The organism is Alitibacter langaaensis DSM 22999 (assembly GCF_003096995.1).
Classification (GTDB): domain Bacteria; phylum Pseudomonadota; class Gammaproteobacteria; order Enterobacterales; family Pasteurellaceae; genus Exercitatus; species Exercitatus langaaensis.
In genome coordinates, this window is the sequence record NZ_QENU01000004.1 from 1 (window position 1) to 22734 (window position 22734).

The window sequence follows — 22734 nt, forward strand, 5'->3', positions numbered from 1 at the left end:
CCAAGTAAATCTGCAGCTGAGCGAGCCGTGACTTCTAGCACAAAAAATTCAAGTAATTTTCTCTGTATAGATTTCTTTAGTTTACAATGAGTTATATTCATTTTTGTAGATTAGCATAGTACCTAATCTACGTCAGCCCCTAATTTTTTATTATAAAAACTAATTCTTTAAAGTTGGCACGATAAAGATTAGTATCTAGCCGCCCTATACTCTCAATTTCTTTAATCGTAGGTAAACTAAATGAAAAAGTATTATCTTTTTGATTATCCAGTAATTCTTTTTCAATCAAGGCTAAAATTGATTGATGGCGTTCTTTAATCAATCGCTGTTTATTCACAATCGCTCGAGTTAAATTCTCTACAAATTGAATGACGTTATCGGTATTATCATTCGGCATAGGAATTTTACAATCCAAAAACAAGGTTTTTGCGTGTCGAATAGTTGCTCCTTTGGGTACAATAAAATCTAACTGTTCACGAAAAATAGCGTGTTTCATCATGGCAAGCAGATAATATTTATACCGCCTAACAGGTAGCTTATACAATGCTCCAGACAACATCACATTGGGATAGTCTTTATCCAAAATCACAATTTCGCCAATATTACTGTCTTTAGAGATAATCAAATCCCCAGCTTTTAAATTCATCTTAACAAAACTGCTTGGCATAATTGGTAATACTGTTTCAGGTGTGACCTCAGGCAGGTAAGAATGGTTTTGCAATGCTTTGGTACGCAAAAAATAATGGCTAGATTGTCCGATATAATTCGCGGAACCCACCTCTACGCCTAAATCTTTACGAGATAAATCATGAGTTAGAAAATCTTTTACCAATTTACAATTCTGATTAGCAATTTCAAATTTTTTATGTCGTGATGATGATAAGCTAAAATCACATTCTACAATATTGTTGTAGCTAATCATTTTGGGGGTATGTATATAATTGCTCATGATTATTTTGCCTTAATAAACATATTTTGTAATGCTTCTTCTTGCGATACACACCACGCTTTAAAATCAGCAATCGTTTGGCTAAAATCTTCATCTAACAGCGGATTGCCTTCATCATCAATTTGTACCTCAAAGGTTTTATAATCAATCTTATACGTCGGCACAAACTGTTTAACACGCTTACTGGTTTTGACTTCATAGCCTACTTTTTTAATATCTTTTGCAAAGACTTGATAATTTTTCATTTTTAGCTTTTGGAGTTCATCAGCCGTTGGTTTATACGCCACGATAATAGACGTATTTACGCCTGTTTCGGCAAATACATTGGCTGGTAAATCAAAAATTGCCACAATTCGCATTTTATCCATCAACCATTGACGAGCGATTTTATGGCTATCAATGCTGGCAATAGAATTGGACAACACAATCCCCATTCTTCCTCCATCTTCTAAAATACGGTAGGCATTTTCAAGAAACACCACGCCCAAATCAATTTTTTTGGCTTGTTTTTTGGATTTCTTGTTGTCGTCCGTTTCGTTATCATTGCCTTTACTCCCATACAAATTCCACAATTCGTAACACTCAATCACGGCTTTATCTTTATCATCTTTTGGCGTAAAGGCACGGTCTTCACCAAATGGCGGATTGGTTAAAACCACATCAAATTTTTTGAGTTTATTTTTATCAGGGCGGTTATCCCAATTACCGTTTTGGTTCATAGAAGGCACAAGTTCTAAAATATTGCCTTTATGGTCGAACTTTGATAATAGAGAACCGTAACCTGATTTAGCTTCAATAGTGGCATTGCCATCGCCATTTAACAGCATATTTAAGGTCGCCAGCATTACCATTTGCTCGTCAATATCCATACCAAAAATATTGCCGTCATCTAGCTTACTATTTGAATTTACATAAGAAACTGATAAGAAGTCAGCAATACCTACTGTTGGGTCAATTACAGTTTCGCCATTTCTAGGATTAACAATTTTGACTAAGAAATCAATAAGCGGTAAGGGTGTTACAAATTGTGCGTTATTATCTTTTGCAAATGGTGTGGCAAACTTATAAAACACAAGTTGATAAAGGTCAGTTTTGTGTGACCGCACAAAAGAGTAGTTTTGAAATTGGGTAATAACTTCAATCAACACTTTGATGTGATTTTCGTTTTTGTCATCAAACGCATTATTTTCTAAAATACGAAAATACTCACCAGACGCCTTCTCTCGTAACTGATGAATACGACTTAAAAATTGTTGTATATTATCATCGGCTAATGACTGATATTTTTTCTCATCAGGTGTGATATAAAAATCAAGATAATGGCTAGTATTTTTTTCGTTACGTTTTTCATCAAAAATTTTTAAGGATAAAATCTGAATTAAAATTTCAAATCCACGTTGATTGGTTAAACCAACCTTATCCATAGTTCGCAAAATACTGCTCATTACATCGTTAATTTGCGTAGAATGTACGCCCGAAATAATATCCAAATCCCAAATGGTCTGTTTTGATAAATCTTTTTCTTTTTCATTTTCAATATCCAAGATAACATCAAAATTTGGAATATTAAGATAAGGGTCTGGCAGATTTAAAGACAAATCTTTAGTTTTACTCTCATCACCTTTTGTATTGTACTCATCGCTAAATCGTAAAAATTTACCATTGTGTTTTTTAAATAAGTACAAACGCTCGGTATCATACAAAATACCCAAACAAAAGTTTTTGTTACTTTCTTTCATATAGGCTTTAAGCTGCTTATCCCATACATCAGAAATATTTTTGTTATCTTCTTTTTTAAACTCAATGGCGACTATCATGTGGTCTCGGAGCCATTCCAAGCTATCTAAATCATTTTTAAGGTGATAATTTTGGTAGTGTATAAACCAGTCTTTATCATCAAAAATAACGGCATCAATTTTTAATGCTGTTGAAGATTTATTACCTTTAGGAAAATGGATTTCCGTACCAATATAATCTTTGGCTACCAATCCCGAATTGATAAGAGCATACAAAAATTGCCATTTGTAATATTGCTCATTTTTTGTTCCATTAGCTTTTTTGAAGTTTGATTTTGGCGTGGGATTTAAATGCTCTGTCAGAAATCCTTGATATTCAATATCTAAGTTACCATATTCATTATCAAAATCATTTTTTAATAATGAGAATGTCTGCTTATTGGCTGTTGGCTGTTGGCTGTTGGCTGTTGGTTGTTGGCTGTTGGCTGTTGGCTGTTGGCTGTTAGCTGTTAGCTGTTGGCTGTTGGCTGTTGGCTGTTGGCTGTTGGCTGTTGGCTGTTGGCTGTTGGCTGTTGGCTGTTGGCTGTTGGCTGTTGGCTGTTGGCTGTTGGCTGTTGGCTGTTGGCTGTTGGCTGTTGGCTGTTGGCTGTTGGCTGTTGGCTGTTGGCTGTTGGCTGTTGGCTGTTGGCTGTTGGCTGTTGGCTGTTGGCTGTTGGCTGTTGGCTGTTGGCTGTTGGCTGTTGGCTGTTTCATTTTTATGCCTTATTTTGAAAAGTCAAGTTGATTTACAAAGGAATAGCAGAACGTTTGGATATATCTGCTGACCTAATCGTACATATGGTTTTGCGAATATAATCGAGCAAAATCGTTTCTTTATTTGTCACAGTATCTTTGGCGAAATTCACAAAATTGTGATACACCAAATAATTATTTAAGTATTTAGTGGCTACACCCTTGAAACGATGTACCAGCATGTTTTTCAGTCGGCTATGATAGCTGTTGATTGTTTGAATATTGAACGTACCGACTGCACGTTTACCACGTGGAATACGGATATGGCTTAGATTCATATCCAGCGATAGCTTTTGATAAGGGCGCAACGAATCAGTAACAAAAACGGAATCTTTGGCAATTTTACCATTCAAAACTTTCTGCAAATCTCGCAATGAAGGCTTGCCGAGATTACTAATTCTAGCAATAGATAAGCCATTAAGGTTAATACCACAAGGAACGCAAACCTGTTCTTTAGAAATGCCACGTTTAGTCGCTCTCGTTCCTCGTTTGTGAGCGGGACGTGGCAGGTTAAAATTTTTGTGATTACCCTTGTAAGAAATGGTTGAATAAGTTTCATCAGCTTGGACAACACCATCTAACTCAACTTCATTCATCATGTTTTGAAGGGCATCTAAAATTTTGTGTCGCCATACAAAAGCGGTAGCCAGACTGATTCCACAAATTGCAGCGCATTTACGAAGTGGATATTTTTCAATCATGCAATGAATGTATTTCTCCCAAACTTCAATGTCTTTTTGCGTACCATACAAAATAGTCCCTGTTTGCTCAACGAATGATTTCTTGCAATCACGACACAAATATCGTTGATTCCCACAATCTTTCCCATTTTTGACAAAATGTGTAGATTGGCAATGTGGGCAATTCGTAATTTTTCTCGGCTCAATGACTCTCTTAACCTGTTCTTTTGGGCTGACAGAAGTCAAAAAAGCCTGTTTATCTGTCTCGGATAAATTTTCAAAAAGTTGTTTTAAAATGTCTAATTCTTTCGTTATGCCCGACATGATAAAATCCCTTACAGTTCAATTAACTATAAGAGATTTTATCGAAATTTAGTGGGAATATCAACGGATTATTAAAACACAGCCATTTTCAACAACTTCAATAGTCCATTCACCTTCTTTTAAAACTTGACTAGTTAAAGCATAAGATGAAACATTCTCAATGCCTGTAAAATATTTCTCTTTCTTATCTTTAAAATCCCAATTTGAAGCTGAAGAATTACGTCTTTTATTTAGAGGCACAAGATTAGCTAAACGATGTAACCACAATTGATGATTATCATCAGACCATAATTTCTGCCATTGGCTATTTTTGTCAAGTGTTTGAGGCAAAACATGCTCAATAGTAAGTAACACATTTCCGTCCTATCGATCGGGTATCCAATGCCATTTACTACAACTTGCGTATTATGCTTTTAATGATTGCATATCAATAACAAAGCGATATTTTACATCTGATTTAAGCATACGCTCATAGGCGTGGTTAATATCTTGAATATTGATCATTTCAACATCTGGCACGATATTATGTTTACCACAGAAATCTAACATTTCTTGGGTTTCTTTGATTCCCCCAATATTTGAACCCGCAATTGAACGTCTGCCTAAAACAAGAGGAACCGTGGTAATACTTGGTTCAAGATCACCAATTAACCCCACAAGCACAAGCGTACCGCTGATTGCTAAGGTTGGTACATATGGTTTGAGATCGTGGGTATAAGGTACGGTGTCGATGATTAAATCAAAAGTATTTGCCACTGATGCCATTTGTTTTTCATCGGTTGAAATCACTACACGGCTAGCACCTAAGCGGAGTGCATCTTGTTCTTTGCCCGCTGAACGCGTGAAAAGTGTTACCTCTGCCCCTAACGCTACGGCAAGTTTGATCGCCATATGGCCTAATCCACCTAAACCAATAACGGCAACTTTTGAACCTTTGCCAATGTTCCAATGGTGTAATGGAGACCAAGTCGTAATACCTGCACAAAGTAATGGTGCAACCGCTTTTGTATCAAGATTTTCTGGCACGCTCAAAACAAAGCTTTCGGTAACCACAATTTTTTCGCTATAGCCGCCGAAAGTAGGTGTATTATCGCCATAACGGTCGGTATCACAATAAGTAAGTACTGCACCGTGATCACAGTATTGTTCTAACCCTTGTTCACAAGGATGGCAATGACGGCAACTATCGACAAGACAGCCAACCCCGACTAAATCGCCCACTTTGAATTTGGTGACTTTATCACCAACACGGCTTACTCTGCCGACAATTTCGTGGCCTGGCACCACAGGGTAAATTGATGATTTCCAATCGTTACGAGCTTGGTGCAAATCTGAGTGGCATACACCACAATAGAGAATATCAATTTCCACATCATCTACACGTATATCACGGCGTTCAAAAGTATATGGAACAAGAGGCGATTTTGGATCTAAGGCGGCAAAGCCTTTTACTTTAAATGTCATAAATTTTCCTTTTTGGATATGTGAAAAGTGCGGTCAATTTTGCAAGAGAATTTGTAAAATTGGCGTTATCGAAGTCGTAGAAGAACAGGCTTGAACGGACAGATCACGATAAATCAATGTTTCCTTTTTTGTGTATCAACACCCTAAAAAGGAAACCACACCGCTTTATTTTAATCCTCTTATGATTAAATACAAGATAGATTGCAAATCTTATTTTCCTACACAATTCCTTCTACACGAGGGGCAGAATGATGAATTGCCAATATTTCTCGCCAATAGGATTAGTTCGCATTATTTGCTTTTAACGCCGTTTTATTGCTGATATAAATAAAATATAAGGCAATGGCTAAAGATACGGCTGCCATAAGGCGAGTTGGCGAGAAAGAGAGCGATTGATTGCCAAATAAACCAAAATTATCAATCAGTAAACTCATTAAAATTTGCCCAAAAATCACTGCCACTGTCCCCGTGGTTGTGCCGATTCGTTTCACCGCCAGCACCATCGCCAACAGATACGGCACGCCGAAAAACGCCCCCATTAGCTGCCATTTAGGCACATTCATCAAGCCCATCTCACGGCTATGTTCAAAAAAGATAATGGAAAGCCCCGTAAGCAGTGTGCCTAAAAAGAAGGTTAAAAACGCAGTATAAAAAACGCCTACCTGACTGCCTAATTTACCATTTACCGCCGATTGCACGCTAAGCATCGCACCGCCTAGCACCGCTAAAATTACCATTAACCAAGTCATTTTATTCTCCTTAAATAATCATCAACATTAACGCGATAATAATAAAAAATAACGCGACAACTCTTTTCTTATCCACCTGCAAACGCGGCATACCAAACCAACCAAAATGATCGATTAAAAGGCTTTTTGCCACCTGCCCGAACAGCACGCCGATCATCGCCATTGCGATACCAATTTTTGGGGTGATTAATGCCAAAATCACCACATACATCGGCCCTAAAATACCGCCCGTAAGCGTCCAATTAGGCTGCGAAAGCAAAGATGGCACTTTGCGTGGTGCAAAAAAGAGCATCAGCAAAAACGTTAAAACCGTTCCCACAGAAAAAATGCTAAATGTCGCCCAAAGGTTCCCAACATTTTGCGATAATGCAGAGAGCAATCCTGCTTCCACCGATAGCCCCATTCCCGCCAAAATCACGATAATAATTAACAAAAAGTACATATTTACCTCTCAATATTCATTAGATGCCGCTATTTTAAGGTGTTCTTCTTTGCTTAAAAAGCGTATAATCCTCAAAACACTTTTGCAAAATTCGCACAAATGAACTCATCTATCAACCTTAATCAAATTAATATCAAGGCGTTGCGTTATTACGTGGACGTTTGCCATCAAAAAAGTTTTTCTGTTATAGCACGCAAAGAAAATGTTTCTGTTTCCGTGATTTCTCGCACTATTTCGCAATTGGAAGATGTGCTGGGTATCTCGCTACTTTATCGCAACACTCGCTCGGTGCTGCCTACCGAAGCTGGCGTGATTTTTCTGCAAACGGCACAAAAAATTTTAGAAATGTTGGATCGCTCATTACAAGAGCTACACAACAACACAGAAGAAGTGCAAGGCTTGGTGCGAATCAACGCACCGCTGAGTTTTACCAGACACCATATAATGCCTTATCTTGCGGAATTAAAACTAAAATACCCCAAATTACAATTAGCATTAACCCAATCAGATACTTATATCGACCCGCATCAACAAGGCACTGATTTGATTTTCCGCATTGGCTCTTTAACTGATTCCACACTGCGTGCGAGGATACTAAGTGTGGTCAATTATGCGTTATTTTCCTCGCCCGATTATTTACGCACACACGGAACGCCCGTTGATTTAGATGATTTAAAAAGCCACGAACGCATTTTATTTAAAGGGCATTTAGGGGTTGAGACTTGGTTTGTACAGCAAGATGACAATTTACAACGCATTGATTTGCCTGTTTCTTTTACCGTGAATGATGGCGACAGCTTATTAGCGGCTGCAGAATCGAGTATGGGGATTGCGATGCTTCCCGACTGGTTGGCTTGTCAATCGGTGAAAAATGGCAAATTAATTCCGATTATGACAGATCACAAATGGTGCATTAGAGCAAAGCCCATTCATATTGCGATGATTTACCCCAATGTGCAGAATTTGCCTTGTAATGTGCGTGCCGTAATGGATTATTTTATTGAAAAATATCAAATTGGATGGTGAGAAGTCGCCATTTTTGCATAAATAGCAAAATACTTTTCACTTCTTTAGGCGGGGAATTAGGTTATAATCGCCCTCCCTTTTAATATAGAGAAATCAGTTATGAATATTTTATTACTTAATGGTGCGAAATCTTTCGGACATTCGCAAGGGCAACTCAATACCACGTTGCATAATGAAGCCAAAACCGTTTTAACGGAACTAGGGCATTCAATTCAAGAAACGCAGATTGATGCAGGCTACAATATTGAACAAGAAATTGAAAAATACCTTTGGGCAGATGCGGTGATTTACCAGATGCCAGCGTGGTGGATGGGCGAACCGTGGATCGTGAAAAAATATATTGATGAAGTTTTCACCATTGGCCACGGCAAACTCTATCAAAGTGATGGTCGTCATCGCGTTAATCCAACGGAAGGCTATGGCACAGGTGGCTTACTACAAGGGCGTAAACATATGCTTTCACTCACGTGGAATGCCCCTATTGAAGCCTTTACCCGTGAGGGCGATTTTTTCAATGCTGTTGGCGTGGACGGCGTGTATCTGCACTTCCATAAAGCCAATGAATTTTTAGGAATGAGCCAGCTGCCAACCTTTATTTGTAATGATGTAATTAAATCGCCAGATGTGCCAACCTACTTAGCGAATTACCGCCAGCATTTAACGGATGTGTTTGGTGAGAATAGATAATCTTTGATCTAATAGTCTGCCTGAAAGCAATTTCAAGCAGACTATCATTTTATAAAATGAGATGAGAACCTTGACTAATCACGTTTACGGCTGAGTAGCCACCAAGTAATTAATAGGAACATAATACTTGGCAATAATGCTCCGATTAATGGAGTGACGTTATACACCAAGGTTAAAGGTCCAAAAATTTCATTGACTACATAGAAGAAGAAGCCGAAACAAATACCTGTCACAATGCGCGCGCCAGCAGTTACACTGCGTAATGGTCCAAAAATGAAAGATAGCGCGAGCATCATCATCACGCCCACTGAAACAGGTTGTAATAATTTACGCCAGTAAGTGAGCTCAAATTTTTTACTGTCCTGCCCTGTTTGTTTTAAGAAACTAATATAATCAGCCAACCCAGAAATTGAAAGCGAGGTTGGGCGCAATGATACAATCCCCAATTTATCGGGAGTCAGGTTAGTTTTCCATTGTTGCGTCAGATAATTTTTTGTGTCGATTTTATCTGCTGAAATTTCTGAAACATTAAATTGCTTTAATGTCCAAGTGCCATTGGCATAATCGGCGCGACTAGCGTGGCTCACCTGTTGCAACTTGCGATCATCGGCAAAATGATAAATATAAACATCTCTCAGGCTCGCATCTTCATTCACTTGTTTCACATATATAAAGTCGTTGCCATCTTTTGCCCATACACCATTTTTTACGGACATTAATGAACCGCCAGAAATGGCTTTAGTTCGCATATCTCGTGCATATTGTTCCGTTTGCGGAATGCCCCACTCACCAATAACCATAGTGAGAAGCACTAATGGAATTGCCGTTTTCATCACAGCCAAGCCGATTTTTAAACGCGAAAAACCTGCAGACTGCATAACCACAAGTTCACTACGACTCGCAAGATTCCCCAAGGCAATCAATGCTCCAAGCAATGCCGCCATTGGGAAAAAGGTTTCAATATCTTTAGGCATAGTTAAGACTGTATAGGCAACGGCTTGCAAGGTGTCATAAGTGCCGCTCCCGACAGTACGAAATTGTTCAACAAATTTAATAATCGCAGACAATCCCACCAACACGAATAACGTGGCAAAGATTGTGCCTAAAATACTTTTCCCGATATAACGCTCAAGTGTATTCATTTGCCGTCCTTATGCTGTTTTTTTGCTAAATAGATGACGAATTTTATACATAAATGCACTTTCCCAACTGTTCAATACAATGCCAATAATCAAAAACAACAGATTAACGAGTGGCATAAAAATACTCGCATCTAACTTGCCCACAGCCCCTGCTGATTTCAACGAGCTTTGCGCTAAGAAATAAATCAGATAAAGCAATAAAGCAGGCAAGACTTTAGCAAAACGCCCTTGACGAGGGTTTACTCGGCTAAGTGGCACCGCAATTAAAGCCATTAATGGCACCGCAACCACCAGCGCAATGCGCCAATGAAATTCCGCTTTCATTGCGGGTGTTTTGCCTTTTAATAATTCATTCACTGTGAGCATTTCCGCTTCTGAATTATTATCATTGACAGATTGATGGCCTAAATAAGCCTGATATTCATCAAAATGGGTAATCCGAAAATCAGGTAATGCCGCAGTGCCTTCCACACGTTGGCTATTTTGTAAACTTAAAATTTGATCGCCATTTGGCAACGATTTTAATTCACCTTTCTCAGCGGTCACCACCGACGGTTTCGCGTTTTTCGTTTCTTTCGTTTGGAAAAGATAAACGTCATTAATTTGATTATTTTGGATATTGTTGATAAATAACACAAATTCGCTGTTATTGGACACAATAAACTGACCTGCCGAAAGCGCAGACATTCGCGGATTAGCTTTCGCGTCTTCGATGATTTCTGCTTGTTTTTTGATTGCCCAAGGGGATACCCACAATGCATTATAAGCAGCAAGGGCGGCTGTCAGAAATGACAATATTAACGCCACACGCACTAAAATCCGCTGCCCCACACCACAAGCTCGCATCACAGTAATTTCACTTTCGGCATATAAACGCCCAAATGTCAGCAAAATGGCGATAAATAAACAAAGCGGCAACATCAGTTGCGCCATTGTTGGCATTCCTAGCCCAAGTAATGATATGACCAGATCCGCAGGCACTTTACCAGTTGACGCCGATCCCAATACGCGCACCAGTTGTTGACAGAAGAAAATCAGTAATAAAATAAACAAAATCGCGATCTGGCTTTTGAATACTTCTTTCGTTAAATATTTGGTTAAAATCACGTTATCTCTTTTTTCACTTGCAATTTTTAGAAAATTCGTTCATTTTAGACCGCACTTTGAGCAAGTCTATGCGGTCAAATTCGGTCGCTTATGATAGCTTATTTTCATTGATAAAGACAGTAGGAATAAATATGAAATATTCAGCAAATTTAACCGCACTTAATGGTGCAGAAGCCGTTTTTGTTGCCATTTTTGAAGAAGGCAAATTATCAGCCACCGCAGAAAAATTCGATCATCAGGGGGAAATCTCCGCATTAATCAAGTGCGGTGAAATTTCAGGAAAAATCGGGGAAACCGCCCTACTCCGCCAAGGTTCGCAACGCATTTTATTAGTTGGTGCAGGCAAACAAGGTGAAATTAGCGAACGCCAATTCAAGCAAATTAATCAAAAAGCGTTCCAAGCCATTAAGGGCTCTGCGGCGAAAACTTTGGTGAATGCCTTAACGGATGTGCAAATTAAAGGGCGCGATCTGTATTGGGCAATCCGCTTTGCCGTAGAAACCATTGATGCGGAAAATTATGTGTTTGATGCATTTAAAAGCAAAAAAGCTGACACCATAAAACTCGAAGAGATCATTTTCCCCGTAGAATCGGAAGAGGCTAATCGCGCCATTCAGCATGCAAGTGCGGTCGCTTTTGGGGTTAAATCTGCTCGCGATGTAGCCAATTGTCCGCCTAATGTGTGCAATCCCAAATATCTGGCCGAACAAGCCAAAACGCTTGCTAAACAGACCGCACTGATTAAAACCACCGTCTTAGGTGAAAAAGAAATGGCGGAATTAGGTATGCAGGCGTATTTAGGGGTGTCGCAAGGTGCTCAAAATGAAGCACAGCTTTCCGTTATGGAATATAAAAATCACCCAAATCCTGATGCAAAACCTATTGTTTTGGTGGGTAAAGGGCTCACCTTTGACGCAGGCGGTATTTCATTAAAACCTGCCGCGGACATGGATGAAATGAAATATGATATGTGCGGCGCCGCTTCGGTTTATGGCGTGATGAATGCCCTTGCTCAATTGCAGCTGCCGCTAAATGTGATTGGTGTGATGGCGGGTTGTGAAAATCTACCTGATGGCAATGCTTACCGCCCAGGCGATATTCTCACCACGATGAACGGATTAACGGTGGAAGTGTTAAATACCGATGCCGAAGGGCGTTTGGTATTATGCGATACATTAACTTATGTAGAACGCTTTGAGCCTGAATGTGTGATTGATATTGCTACTTTGACAGGCGCTTGCGTGGTGGCATTAGGTCAACATAACAGCGGTTTAGTTTCGACCGATGATGAACTAGCCGCCCAATTGTTCCAAGCCTCGCAACAAACTCAAGATAAAGCATGGCGTTTGCCACTGAGTGAAGAATACCAAGAGCAACTAAAATCGCCATTTGCCGATCTCGCCAATATTGGTGGACGTTGGGGCGGCGCTATCACTGCTGGCGCATTTTTGTCGAATTTCACCAAAAAATACCGCTGGGCACATTTAGATATTGCTGGCACAGCGTGGCTACAAGGCGCAAACAAAGGCGCTACAGGACGCCCAGTAGGGTTATTAACCCAATTCTTGATCAATCAATGTCAATAACGGATTATCAATAACCCAAAGGGCACGCATTGTGCCCTTTTTATCATTTGGAAACCCATAACGGTATTCTCTACTCGCCAATCATTGCTAATAGAGAAAAAAACTGCCAAATCAGTCCATTACAATGATTATTATAGGCAAAGCATAATGGCTTATGCTTATTTTTAACTACAAAGTGCGGTCAAATTTTGACGAGTTTTTTCTTTTACTTCATCCAATATTCCTTGGCGTTGTTCATGAGTAATGCCATATAGGCTACCGAATATGCTGTGCTCAATGTCTGTTATGCCACAAAAGTTAAACAAACCATTTACTAAACACACATTTAATCCGTCAGCAAAGCCGTTATTTTGGTATTCCGTTTCATTGCTACCAATATTGATAAATTGTTGCATTTTCTTGCCGTGAATCAATCCAACAGAGCCATTTTCATCCGTTTTATAAGCGAAACCGTGCGTCAACACACGATCTAAATAACCTTTCAAAATCGCAGGAAAACCCATCCACCACAAGGGATAAATCAAGGTGATAAGATCGGCATCACGAATATATTGCTGCTCTTGCAACACATCTGTCGCGAGCTCGCCGTTCAATTCTGTTAGATTTAAAACAGGGTTAAAATTCATTTGGTACAAATCGCGTACAATCGTTTTTGTCTGCTGCGGATCGCCCGCTTCGATTACCTTTTCCACCATTGCTTTTGTAAAACTGTTGGGGTTCGGGTGTGCAAAAATAATAAGATGATTTATCATTAAATTCATTTCCAATTAAGTAATACGGCTTTGTCAAATTAAAATAAGAAAGGGCGTAAATTATACGCCCCTATTGTTCCTTTAAAATTAGAGTACGTTTTTCACATTCAGAGTAATGCCCTGTACAGACTGCACTTGTATTGTATCGCCAATTTGAAGTCGTTCGCCTTTAATACGCCAAGTGGTATCGCCAAAACGTCCTCGCCCGATACCATTGGCACTCACTTCTTCAACAATACCTTTCGCGCCGATCATCGCATGATCTCGTTGATTGAGCGCTGTTTTTTGATCATCCAAATAATCACGATTTCGTTGATATTTCCACCAAATCAGGCTTAAGAATATTGCCAGAATCGCAAAAATAAAACTTAAGGTGCTGAAACTCAAGGCTGGAAATAATGCCATCAACCCTGCCACAACTAAAGCGGATAGCCCCCACCAGAGCAGGAAAATGCCCGGCACAATAATTTCGGCAATTAATAAACCAAAACCTAGCATTAGCCAGTGCCATACATCCCATGTTGATAGCCATTCCATAATCGCCCCTTATTTTTTCTCGCCTTTTAACAATTCTGCAATACCCGCGACAGAGCCAATTAAATTGCCCGCTTCTAATGGCATTAACACGACTTTGCTATTATTTGAACCACCAATATCTTTCAACGCTTCCGTATATTTTTGCGCGATGAAATAATTAATGGCTTTGGTATCGCCGTTCGCAATGGCTTCTGAAACCATTTGCGTTGCTTTGGCTTCGGCTTCTGCCGCACGTTCACGCGCTTCAGCTTGCAAAATCGCTTCTTGTTTTTCCCCTTCCGCTTTGAGAATACGGGATTGTTTTTCCCCTTCTGCACGCAAAATTTGCGCTTGGCGAATCCCTTCTGCTTCTAAAATTTCTGCACGTTTATTACGCTCTGCTTTCATTTGCGCATTCATGGCTTCGCTTAATTCCCGTGGCGGACGCACATCTCGAATTTCAATACGCGTCACTTTCACGCCCCAAGGGTTCGTGGCTTCATCCACAATGGCAAGCAAACGCCCGTTGATACTATCACGTTGAGATAGCATTTCATCAAGTTCCATCGCCCCAAGCACGGTACGAATATTGGTCATCACAAGGTTCACAATCGCTTGCTCTAAATGATTTACTTCATAAGCGGCACTGCGCGCATCAATCACTTGCACAAAGCAAACTGCATCAATCGCCACGTTGGCGTTATCTTTTGAGATCACTTCTTGCGATGGAATATCTAATACTTGCTCCATCATATTGATCTTGCGACCCACACGATCAATAAAAGGCACCACAAAATTCAAGCCTGGGGTTAAGGTTTTGGTATAACGCCCAAAACGTTCAATCGTCCAATGATAGCCTTGCGGCACTGCTTTAATGGTGGAATACAAGACCACAAAAATCAGAATGACAAAAACGATGCCAATCGGAAAAGCATCAAATAAATCCATTTTATACTCCTTAATTTCGAAATCACGAAAACAGAAAAACTATAACAAATTAGACCGCACTTTGTACATATTTATAGCCGCCATTTTCTGCAACAAATTCAAAAAGATGCGTAATACAATTCGGCGCGTCTTGGTCTTGATGAGAAACAAATAACAGCTGAGTTTCACTGTTGGCAACAAGCTGTTCAATAAAGCTTTTTACCAACTTTCTGCTAATTCCATCTAACCCTTGTAGCGGTTCATCTAAAATTAATATCGGCGGATGTTTCACCATCGCCCTTGTTATCAGCAACAAACGCTGTTGCCCCCATGACAACGAACGAAACGGTTTATTCGCAAGTGCGGTCAAATTTAAGCGAGAAAGCCATTGCATTGCTTTAAGACGCAATGCGTCAGGCACTTGCTGATAAACCCCAATGCTATCGAAAAACCCCGATAAAATCACATCTAGCGCAGAGCTATTCACACGATAATCCATATGCAGTTGGCTGCTGACATAACCGATTTTTGATTTAATATCCCACACCGTTTCGCCACTGCCCCGCTGCTTGCCGAATAAGACAACATGGTTGCTAAATGCTTGCGGATGATCCCCTGTGATCAACGACAGCAAAGTGGACTTGCCTGCGCCATTGGGGCCTTTAATCCACCAATGCTGCTTAGGTTCGACACGCCAAGAAAGTCGATCCAAAATCACTTTATCGCCATAACGCACGGTAACATTTTCTAGCTCAAAGTGCGGTCGATTTTCGGGTAATTTTATTAACGGCGCGGCACTTTCAGGCAATGCCACATCGATTGCGTTTTCTGCATAACGAAGTTGCTGGAAAATGCTTTGGTTCTCAATTTGCTTGCGTTCGCCTTGCAAAATCAAGGTTAAATTATCCAATATGGCAATATTTTTTGCTTCGTTTGGAATATCAGTAAAACGGTTTACAATTAAAACTAGCGCCATTTTTTGATTTAACAACGCCAATAGCTGCATCCAGTCTTGGACGGATTGTTGATCTAGCCCTTCAAACGGTTCGTCTAAAATTAATAATTGGGGCTCGCTCACCAAGGCTTGCGCAAACAATACTTTGCGACTTTCCCCCGTGGAAAGCTGCATAAAAGGGCGATCGAGCAATTGGCTGATCTGCAAATAGTTGGCATATTGCTCACAAAGATCGTGGCGATCGGTACCGTTTAAAATAGTTTGTAGCGCTGTTTTGCCAAAATCATCTGGGCTCACGGTGTCATTATTACGATCGTTGAAGGTTTGCTCTAAAATTTTCTGTTGCTTTTCAAAAGAAAGCAAACTGATGTGGCGGAACTGATTATCATAGCTCCCCGAATAAGGCGCAAGACTGCCTTCCAACGCCATTGAAAATGCGGTTTTTCCACTTCCATTGCCGCCAATCACCACCCAATAATCTTGCGCGTTGATCTCAAAGTGCGGTAGATCAAGAAAACGATTTTGATATAACTTAAATTTCCCATTCTCAATTTTTAACATAATGATTTCCTACATATAAAAAAAGCGGCAAAAGCCGCTTTCTAATTTGGTTAAAGTTATCCGTTATTTTTATTTTCTTCTGCCATACACACTGCAGCAGTGAATAATACGTCAGTTGATGAGTTGAGCGCGGTTTCCGCTGAATCTTGTAATACACCAATTACAAAACCAACAGCAATCACTTGCGCCGCCACTTCTGCTGAAATACCAAACAAGCTACAAGCAAGCGGGATTAATAATAGCGAACCACCTGCCACACCTGATGCACCGCAAGCACAAATCGCTGACACAACGCTTAATAGAATTGCTGTAGGAATTGAAACCACAACACCTAATGTTTGTACTGCAGCCAGCGTTAAAATAGTAATAGTAATTGCCGCACCCGCCATATTAATGGTTGCACCTAAAGGAATCGAAACGGAATAAGTTTCTTCATCTAAGTTTAGTTTTTTCGCTAAATCAATATTTACAGGGATATTAGCGGCAGAACTACGTGTAAAGAATGCAGTTAAACCACTCACACTAATACATTGCCACACTAAAGGATATGGGTTACGGCGAATTTTCCAATACACAATCATTGGATTTAGCACTAATGCCACAAATAACATTGAACCGATTAGCACTAAAAGCAAATGACCATAATTCCAGAGCGCGCTTAAACCTTTATCGGCAAGGGTTGATGCTACTAAACCGAAAATACCAAACGGCGCTAAGCTAATCACTAAGTGAACCACTTTAGATACCGCTTCGGCGAAATCATTGAACACATTTTTTGTTGTGTCCGCTGCGTGACGTAATGTCATCCCTAAGGCAATTGCCCAAGCCAAGATCCCGATGAAATTACTGGTTGCAAGAGCATCAACAGGGTTTGAGAAAATATTAGAAATAACAACGGTAAATACATCAGCAACGCTGCCTGGTGGCGAAATTGAATCCGCAGCTGTTGATAAAGGAATATGCATTGGGAAGGCAAAACTTGCAAATACTGCAATCACTGAAGCCCCGAAAGTGCCAAGAATATAAAGCAACACAATATCTTTCATATTGCTTTTGGTGCCAACACGTCTATTTGCAATGGCCGCAATTACCAGCACAAAAATCAAGATTGGTGCCACAGCACGCAAACCTTTTACAAATAAACTACCAAGAATGCCGACTTTTTCAGCTAGATTAAAGCCTAAAGTGGATTCTAAATTTGGGCTGATTAATGCAACAAGCACACCGAGGACTAAGCCAATGATGATACGTTTCACCAAGCTGCCGCGAAAAAATAAAGATAGAAAACGAGAAGTTGTCATAATTAAGTCACTTAGGTTATGCAAGCGTTTGCCTGCGAGTTAAAAAAAGAGAATTTAAAGATAGCGGAAAATACATATAAAAGAAACATAAAATTATAAATTTCTTCGCCATATTAAAAAATTTCTAAAAAAAGATCGAAAAAACAGTTGACGATCTATTTTTAGATACAGTAATATACAGCTGTTTAAAAAACCAATATGACAAAAATATAGTATTTATCTAATTTTACAAAGAGAGAAATAGGAGCAGATTATGCACTATATGAACACTAACTCAATGATCGCTAATGATTTTTCATATCACCCAATGCCATTTTTTGATGATGGTATTGAGTCTAATTGCTCAATGGGATCAAATTATAGTCGTAAACTGGATCTAAATTTATACTGTATTAAAAATCCAAAACAAACTTGTTTTATTCGAGTGACTAATCCCGATATGCTCGCTTGGGGCATTGAACAAGGTGATATGCTTGTCGTAGAAAAACATGAGGAAATCTGCGAAGGTGATCTTGTGGTTATCGAAAATAATCACAAAATGGAAATTTATGAATTGATGACGCACCATAACAATGAATTTGTCTTTTTTGCGTTAAGTTCAAAAGCACCCAATATTAAAACCACTCATCTTGCACAACTCGATATTGTAGGCACAGTGACAAATACTATTCATCAAGTGAAACCGCGTGCCCAACGCCTGATGAAATTTGCTGCATAATGTTAAAGCAAGAAAAGTAAGAAATGAAAGCCATAACGGCAGATATTTAATTAAAGCAAAAGTGCGGTCAAAAATTTCAATATTTTTGACCGCACTTTTAACTTGTTAAATATTCAGATTATAAAATACGACGAGATTGCGTATAAGTTCTTGCCCAGTAGGCTTCATCCAATGAGCTAATTGTTACACCTTGGCTTGAACTTGCATGCATAAATTTATTATTTCCCATATACACGCCAACATGTCGATTACCACGGAAGAACACTAAATCCCCTTGTCGTAATTGTTGTTTTTGAATGCGTTGACCTAAATAACGTTGTTCTGCTGTTGAGCGAGGTAAACTGATACCAAAAGCGGCGGCAAAGGTTTCTTGCATAAACGCTGAACAATCAATACCGTTTGCACCAGTTCCCCCCATGCGATAACGTGTACCAGCCCATTGATTATAGACTTTTGCTAATTTCTGATAATCCGCTTTAGAAGTCGGGGAAACTGTAAATGATTGATAAGGACGGTTTGTTTTCAGGCTACCAATCAATGCCGTTAATTCTGCATCATTTTGTTCGTTAACCGAGGGATAACCTGCATTTTGCTGTGTGGGTGCTGATGAACAAGCAGCTAAAAATAATACGCTTGCGACAGCAATAATCTTCTTAAACATAATAAATACAATCTAAAATAAGTAAATCAACTAAACTTGCTAGACTTTACCAAAAAAAAACTGATAAGACTACCCTTAATTCGGTTTTTAATCATTTTTTGCGAGAAAAATCACATTTTTATGCAATTTTAAAAGTATAAGCATATTTAAATGCATAATTATGCAAAAATAAAACCGCACTTTTAATTCTATTTATCAAAAGTGCGGTCAAGTTTTATTAAATTTTATTGCTTATTTTTTCTTTGCTTTAGGATTTGGTAGATCAGTGACTGAACCTTCAAATACTTCCGCTGCTAAGCCAACAGATTCATGTAAAGTTGGATGCGCGTGAATGGTTAATGCGATATCTTCTGCATCACAACCCATTTCAATAGCAAGACCAATTTCGCCAAGTAATTCACCGGCATTCGTCCCGACAATTGCGCCACCTAAAATACGATGTGTGCTTTTATCAAAAATTAATTTCGTCATCCCATCTGCGCAGTCTGATGCAATCGCACGACCAGATGCTGCCCACGGGAACATTGCCACTTCGTAGTTTAGATTTTCAGCTTTACATTCTTTCTCAGTTTTACCCACCCAAGCAACTTCAGGCTCAGTATAAGCAATAGAAGGAATCACTTTAGGATCAAAGTAGTGTTTTTTGCCTGCGATAACTTCTGCTGCCACATGACCTTCATGCACGCCTTTATGCGCAAGCATTGGTTGACCCACAATATCACCAATCGCAAAAATGTGTGGAACATTGGTGCGCATTTGTTTATCTGTGCGGATAAAGCCACGTTCATCCACTTCTACGCCTGCTTTTTCAGCATCGATCAATTTACCATTTGGCGTACGACCAATTGCGACTAACACAGCATCATAAACACGAGTTTCATTCGCCGCTTTGCCTTCCATTGATACGTGAATACCATCTTCTTTCGCTTCAACTGCTGTTACTTTTGTTTCGAGCAACAAGTTAAATTTGTTTTCGATACGTTTAGTGAAGATTTTCACGATGTCTTTGTCTGCCGCAGGAATCACTTGATCAAACATTTCCACGACATCTATTTGTGAGCCTAATGAACTATACACAGTACCCATTTCTAAACCGATGATACCGCCGCCCATAACCAATAATTTTTTCGGTACTTCACGCAAGGCAAGTGCATCTGTTGAATCCCAAACACGCGGATCTTCATGTGGAATAAATGGCAATTGGATTGGGCGTGAACCCGCAGCAATAATTGCGTTGTCGAATTTGATCGTTGTTGCATTGCCATCACGATCCGTGGCAACTAAAGTATGGCTGTCAGCAAATTTTGCTAAGCCTTCAACTACGTTCACTTTACGCATTTTAGCCATACCAGCTAAACCGCCAGTTAAACGGCTCACTACGCCATCTTTACCTGCACGAATTTTATCTAAATCAATCGTTGGCTCGCCAAAAACAACACCATGATGTTCAACGTGTCTTGCATCTTCAATCACTTTTGCTACATGCAATAAAGCTTTAGACGGAATACAACCAACGTTTAAACACACACCACCTAACGTTGAATAACGTTCAACTAATACAGTTTCTAAACCTAAGTCTGCGCAACGGAATGCAGCGGAATAACCCGCAGGACCCGCACCAAGCACAACAACTTGTGTTTTAATTTCTTTACTCATTTCTTTTCCTTATCAAAAATGTGCGGATTTTGACCGCACTTTTTTGCCTTTACTTACATCGCTAAACGGCGTAAGTCTGATAATACACCATTAATAAAGCTAATGAAACGTGCACCATCTGCACCGTCAATAACACGGTGGTCAAATGACAATGACAATGGCAACATTAAGCGAGGTGCAAACTCTTTACCATTCCATACTGGCGCCATTTCAGATTTAGACACACCTAAAATCGCCACTTCTGGCGCATTCACGATTGGTGCGAAGTGCGTTGTACCAATACCGCCTAAACTTGAAATAGTGAAGCAGCCGCCTTGCATATCTGATGCAGTTAATTTGCCTTCACGCGCTTTTTTCGACACTTCCATTAATTCGCGTGAAAGTTCGATAATGCCTTTTTTGTTCACATCTTTAAACACAGGCACAACTAAACCGTTTGGCGTATCAACAGCCACACCGATATTGACGTATTTTTTCAGCGTTAAGCGTTGACCATCTTCTGAAATTGAGCTGTTGAAACGTGGGTATGCTTCTAACGCTTTTGCTGCCGCTTTCATGATGAACACCACTGGAGTGATTTTCACGCCTAATTTTTGTTTTTCCGCTAAGGCATTTTGCTCTTTGCGGAATTGTTCTAAATCGGTAATGTCGGCACGGTCGAAATGGGTTACGTGTGGAATCATCACCCAGTTACGATGCAAGTTTGCACCGGAAATTTTGTTGATACGGGTTAATTCAACTTCTTCCACTTCACCAAATTTGCTGAAGTCCACTTTTGGCCATGGTAATAAACCAAGACCGGCACCGTTGGCAACGCCAGATGAAGCGGCACCGCTTTCAAGCGCTTGAAGTGCTTTTTTCACGTATTCTTGAACATCTTCTTTTAAGATACGACCTTTACGTCCAGTACCTTTTACTTTATCCAAGTTCACGCCAAATTCACGGGCTAAACGGCGCACAACTGGAGTTGCATGCGCATAACCATCACTTGCTTCTACGGCATCTTGATTCACAGGCGCTAAAGATTGGCTTTGCGCTGCTGGTGCTGAAGCTGATGTTGTGGTTGATTCTGGTGCAGATGCTGGCGCACTTGGTGCTGCCGCTGGTGCAGAACCTTGAACTTCAAAGCGCATAATTAATGAACCTGTTGACACTTTGTCGCCAGATTGAACAAGAATTTCTTTTACCACACCTGCAAATGGTGCTGGTACTTCCATTGAAGCTTTATCGCCTTCAACTGTAATCAATGATTGTTCTTCTGTAACTGTATCACCAACTTTAACCATGATTTCTGTTACATTCACTTCATCGCCACCAATGTCTGGCACGTTGACATCTTTCACTGAAACAGAAGCTGTTGCTGGTGCTGATGATTGTTCCGCAGCGGCTGACGCTGGAGCTGCGGAAGCTGTTTCAAATTTCATGATTAATTTGCCAGTCGATACTTTATCGCCCACAGCAATTAAAATTTCTTTCACCACACCTGCGATAGGGGCTGGTACTTCCATTGAAGCTTTGTCGCCTTCCACATTAATAATGGACTGGTCAACTTCAACGCTGTCGCCCACTTTCACCATAATTTCAGTTACGTTCACTTCATCAGAACCGATGTCTGGCACGTTCACTTCAACGACAGCGCTCGCTGTAGGTTGAGTCTGAGCTGGCGCTGCTGTTTGCGCTGGTGCTTCAGCGGCTGGCGCAGAGCCTGCAGCTTCTAATACAAACATAGGTGAGCCCGTTGACACTTTGTCACCCACTTTTACTAAGATTTCTTTCACCACACCTGCTTCTGGGCTTGGGACTTCCATTGACGCTTTATCACCTTCGACATTGATAATAGATTGGTCAACTTCGACGACATCCCCTACTTTTACCATTACTTCTGTTACGCTAACTTCATCGGCGCCGATGTCTGGTACATTAATTTGTTTTGACATTTTTATCATCCTTCATAGAGTGGGCAGCTCGCCCACCATAAAATTTGCTGCGGCGGTCAATAAAAC

21 protein-coding genes and 1 pseudogene are annotated in these 22734 nt (G+C 40.0%); 4 read left to right on the plus strand and 18 right to left on the minus strand.

Annotated features, from left to right (window positions below; all coding sequences use genetic code 11):
- From C8D76_RS03990 to C8D76_RS04030, 8 genes and pseudogenes are all read right to left on the minus strand, one after another.
- Positions 1–101, minus strand: a pseudogene (locus C8D76_RS03990) (IS1595 family transposase); the annotation flags it as partial.
- Between the two features lie 38 nt (positions 102–139).
- Positions 140–949, minus strand: a complete 810-nt coding sequence (locus C8D76_RS03995; protein ID WP_116631519.1) for a hypothetical protein — start codon at positions 947–949, stop codon at positions 140–142.
- A gap of 2 nt (positions 950–951) precedes the next feature.
- Positions 952–3438: an HsdM family class I SAM-dependent methyltransferase gene (locus C8D76_RS04000; protein ID WP_207774999.1), complete on the minus strand. Its 2487-nt coding sequence runs from the start codon at positions 3436–3438 to the stop codon at positions 952–954.
- 32 nt (positions 3439–3470) lie between these two features.
- Positions 3471–4481: an IS1595 family transposase gene (locus tag C8D76_RS04010; protein WP_116631520.1), complete on the minus strand. Its 1011-nt coding sequence runs from the start codon at positions 4479–4481 to the stop codon at positions 3471–3473.
- A gap of 60 nt (positions 4482–4541) precedes the next feature.
- Positions 4542–4835, minus strand: coding sequence for an HNH endonuclease family protein (locus C8D76_RS04015; RefSeq protein WP_116631521.1), 294 nt, complete (start codon positions 4833–4835; stop codon positions 4542–4544).
- 51 nt (positions 4836–4886) lie between these two features.
- Positions 4887–5945, minus strand: a complete 1059-nt coding sequence (locus tag C8D76_RS04020) for an NAD(P)-dependent alcohol dehydrogenase (RefSeq protein WP_116631522.1) — start codon at positions 5943–5945, stop codon at positions 4887–4889.
- A 281-nt stretch (positions 5946–6226) separates the two neighbouring features.
- A complete protein-coding gene (locus tag C8D76_RS04025; RefSeq protein ID WP_116631523.1) occupies positions 6227–6694 on the minus strand; it encodes a DMT family transporter in 468 nt (155 codons plus the stop codon).
- 10 nt (positions 6695–6704) lie between these two features.
- Positions 6705–7136 (minus strand): DMT family transporter, encoded by a 432-nt coding sequence (locus C8D76_RS04030; RefSeq protein WP_116631524.1) that lies wholly within the window; start codon positions 7134–7136, stop codon positions 6705–6707.
- 99 nt (positions 7137–7235) lie between these two features.
- Here C8D76_RS04030 and C8D76_RS04035 point away from each other — a divergent pair, with 99 nt between their 5' ends.
- A complete protein-coding gene (locus C8D76_RS04035) occupies positions 7236–8162 on the plus strand; it encodes a LysR family transcriptional regulator (RefSeq protein WP_116631525.1) in 927 nt (308 codons plus the stop codon).
- Positions 8163–8261: 99 nt separating this feature from the next.
- Positions 8262–8849, plus strand: a complete 588-nt coding sequence (locus tag C8D76_RS04040; RefSeq protein WP_116631526.1) for an NAD(P)H-dependent oxidoreductase — start codon at positions 8262–8264, stop codon at positions 8847–8849.
- Between the two features lie 74 nt (positions 8850–8923).
- Here C8D76_RS04040 and lptG read toward each other — a convergent pair whose 3' ends face one another.
- Positions 8924–9991 (minus strand): LPS export ABC transporter permease LptG, encoded by a 1068-nt coding sequence (lptG, locus tag C8D76_RS04045; protein ID WP_116631527.1) that lies wholly within the window; start codon positions 9989–9991, stop codon positions 8924–8926.
- Between the two features lie 9 nt (positions 9992–10000).
- Positions 10001–11098: an LPS export ABC transporter permease LptF gene (lptF, locus tag C8D76_RS04050; protein ID WP_116631528.1), complete on the minus strand. Its 1098-nt coding sequence runs from the start codon at positions 11096–11098 to the stop codon at positions 10001–10003.
- A 131-nt stretch (positions 11099–11229) separates the two neighbouring features.
- Here lptF and C8D76_RS04055 point away from each other — a divergent pair, with 131 nt between their 5' ends.
- Positions 11230–12684 (plus strand): leucyl aminopeptidase, encoded by a 1455-nt coding sequence (locus C8D76_RS04055; RefSeq protein ID WP_116631529.1) that lies wholly within the window; start codon positions 11230–11232, stop codon positions 12682–12684.
- Between the two features lie 164 nt (positions 12685–12848).
- On the opposite strand, the gene C8D76_RS04060 is transcribed toward C8D76_RS04055, so the two are convergent.
- The 5 genes from C8D76_RS04060 to sstT all read right to left on the minus strand — a co-directional run bounded on the left by C8D76_RS04060 (position 12849) and on the right by sstT (position 17696).
- Entirely contained in the window at positions 12849–13433 is a 585-nt protein-coding gene (locus C8D76_RS04060) for an NAD(P)H-dependent oxidoreductase (RefSeq protein WP_116631634.1), read from the minus strand.
- Positions 13434–13523: 90 nt separating this feature from the next.
- Positions 13524–13973 (minus strand): NfeD family protein, encoded by a 450-nt coding sequence (locus C8D76_RS04065; protein WP_116631530.1) that lies wholly within the window; start codon positions 13971–13973, stop codon positions 13524–13526.
- A 9-nt stretch (positions 13974–13982) separates the two neighbouring features.
- The gene (locus tag C8D76_RS04070) at positions 13983–14900 is read right to left on the minus strand and encodes an SPFH domain-containing protein (protein WP_116631531.1); all 918 of its coding nucleotides are present in this window, start codon (positions 14898–14900) and stop codon (positions 13983–13985) included.
- A 49-nt stretch (positions 14901–14949) separates the two neighbouring features.
- Entirely contained in the window at positions 14950–16401 is a 1452-nt protein-coding gene (modF, locus tag C8D76_RS04075; RefSeq protein ID WP_243405816.1) for a molybdate ABC transporter ATP-binding protein ModF, read from the minus strand.
- A 50-nt stretch (positions 16402–16451) separates the two neighbouring features.
- Positions 16452–17696 (minus strand): serine/threonine transporter SstT, encoded by a 1245-nt coding sequence (sstT, locus tag C8D76_RS04080; protein ID WP_116631533.1) that lies wholly within the window; start codon positions 17694–17696, stop codon positions 16452–16454.
- 262 nt (positions 17697–17958) lie between these two features.
- Here sstT and C8D76_RS04085 point away from each other — a divergent pair, with 262 nt between their 5' ends.
- Positions 17959–18414, plus strand: coding sequence for a LexA family protein (locus C8D76_RS04085; protein WP_116631635.1), 456 nt, complete (start codon positions 17959–17961; stop codon positions 18412–18414).
- Between the two features lie 118 nt (positions 18415–18532).
- Here C8D76_RS04085 and C8D76_RS04090 read toward each other — a convergent pair whose 3' ends face one another.
- From C8D76_RS04090 to aceF, 3 genes are all read right to left on the minus strand, one after another.
- A complete protein-coding gene (locus tag C8D76_RS04090; RefSeq protein ID WP_116631534.1) occupies positions 18533–19075 on the minus strand; it encodes an NlpC/P60 family protein in 543 nt (180 codons plus the stop codon).
- 231 nt (positions 19076–19306) lie between these two features.
- Positions 19307–20731: a dihydrolipoyl dehydrogenase gene (gene lpdA, locus C8D76_RS04095; RefSeq protein ID WP_116631535.1), complete on the minus strand. Its 1425-nt coding sequence runs from the start codon at positions 20729–20731 to the stop codon at positions 19307–19309.
- A 53-nt stretch (positions 20732–20784) separates the two neighbouring features.
- Positions 20785–22668, minus strand: coding sequence for a pyruvate dehydrogenase complex dihydrolipoyllysine-residue acetyltransferase (gene aceF, locus C8D76_RS04100; protein ID WP_116631536.1), 1884 nt, complete (start codon positions 22666–22668; stop codon positions 20785–20787).
- Positions 22669–22734 lie beyond the last annotated feature (66 nt).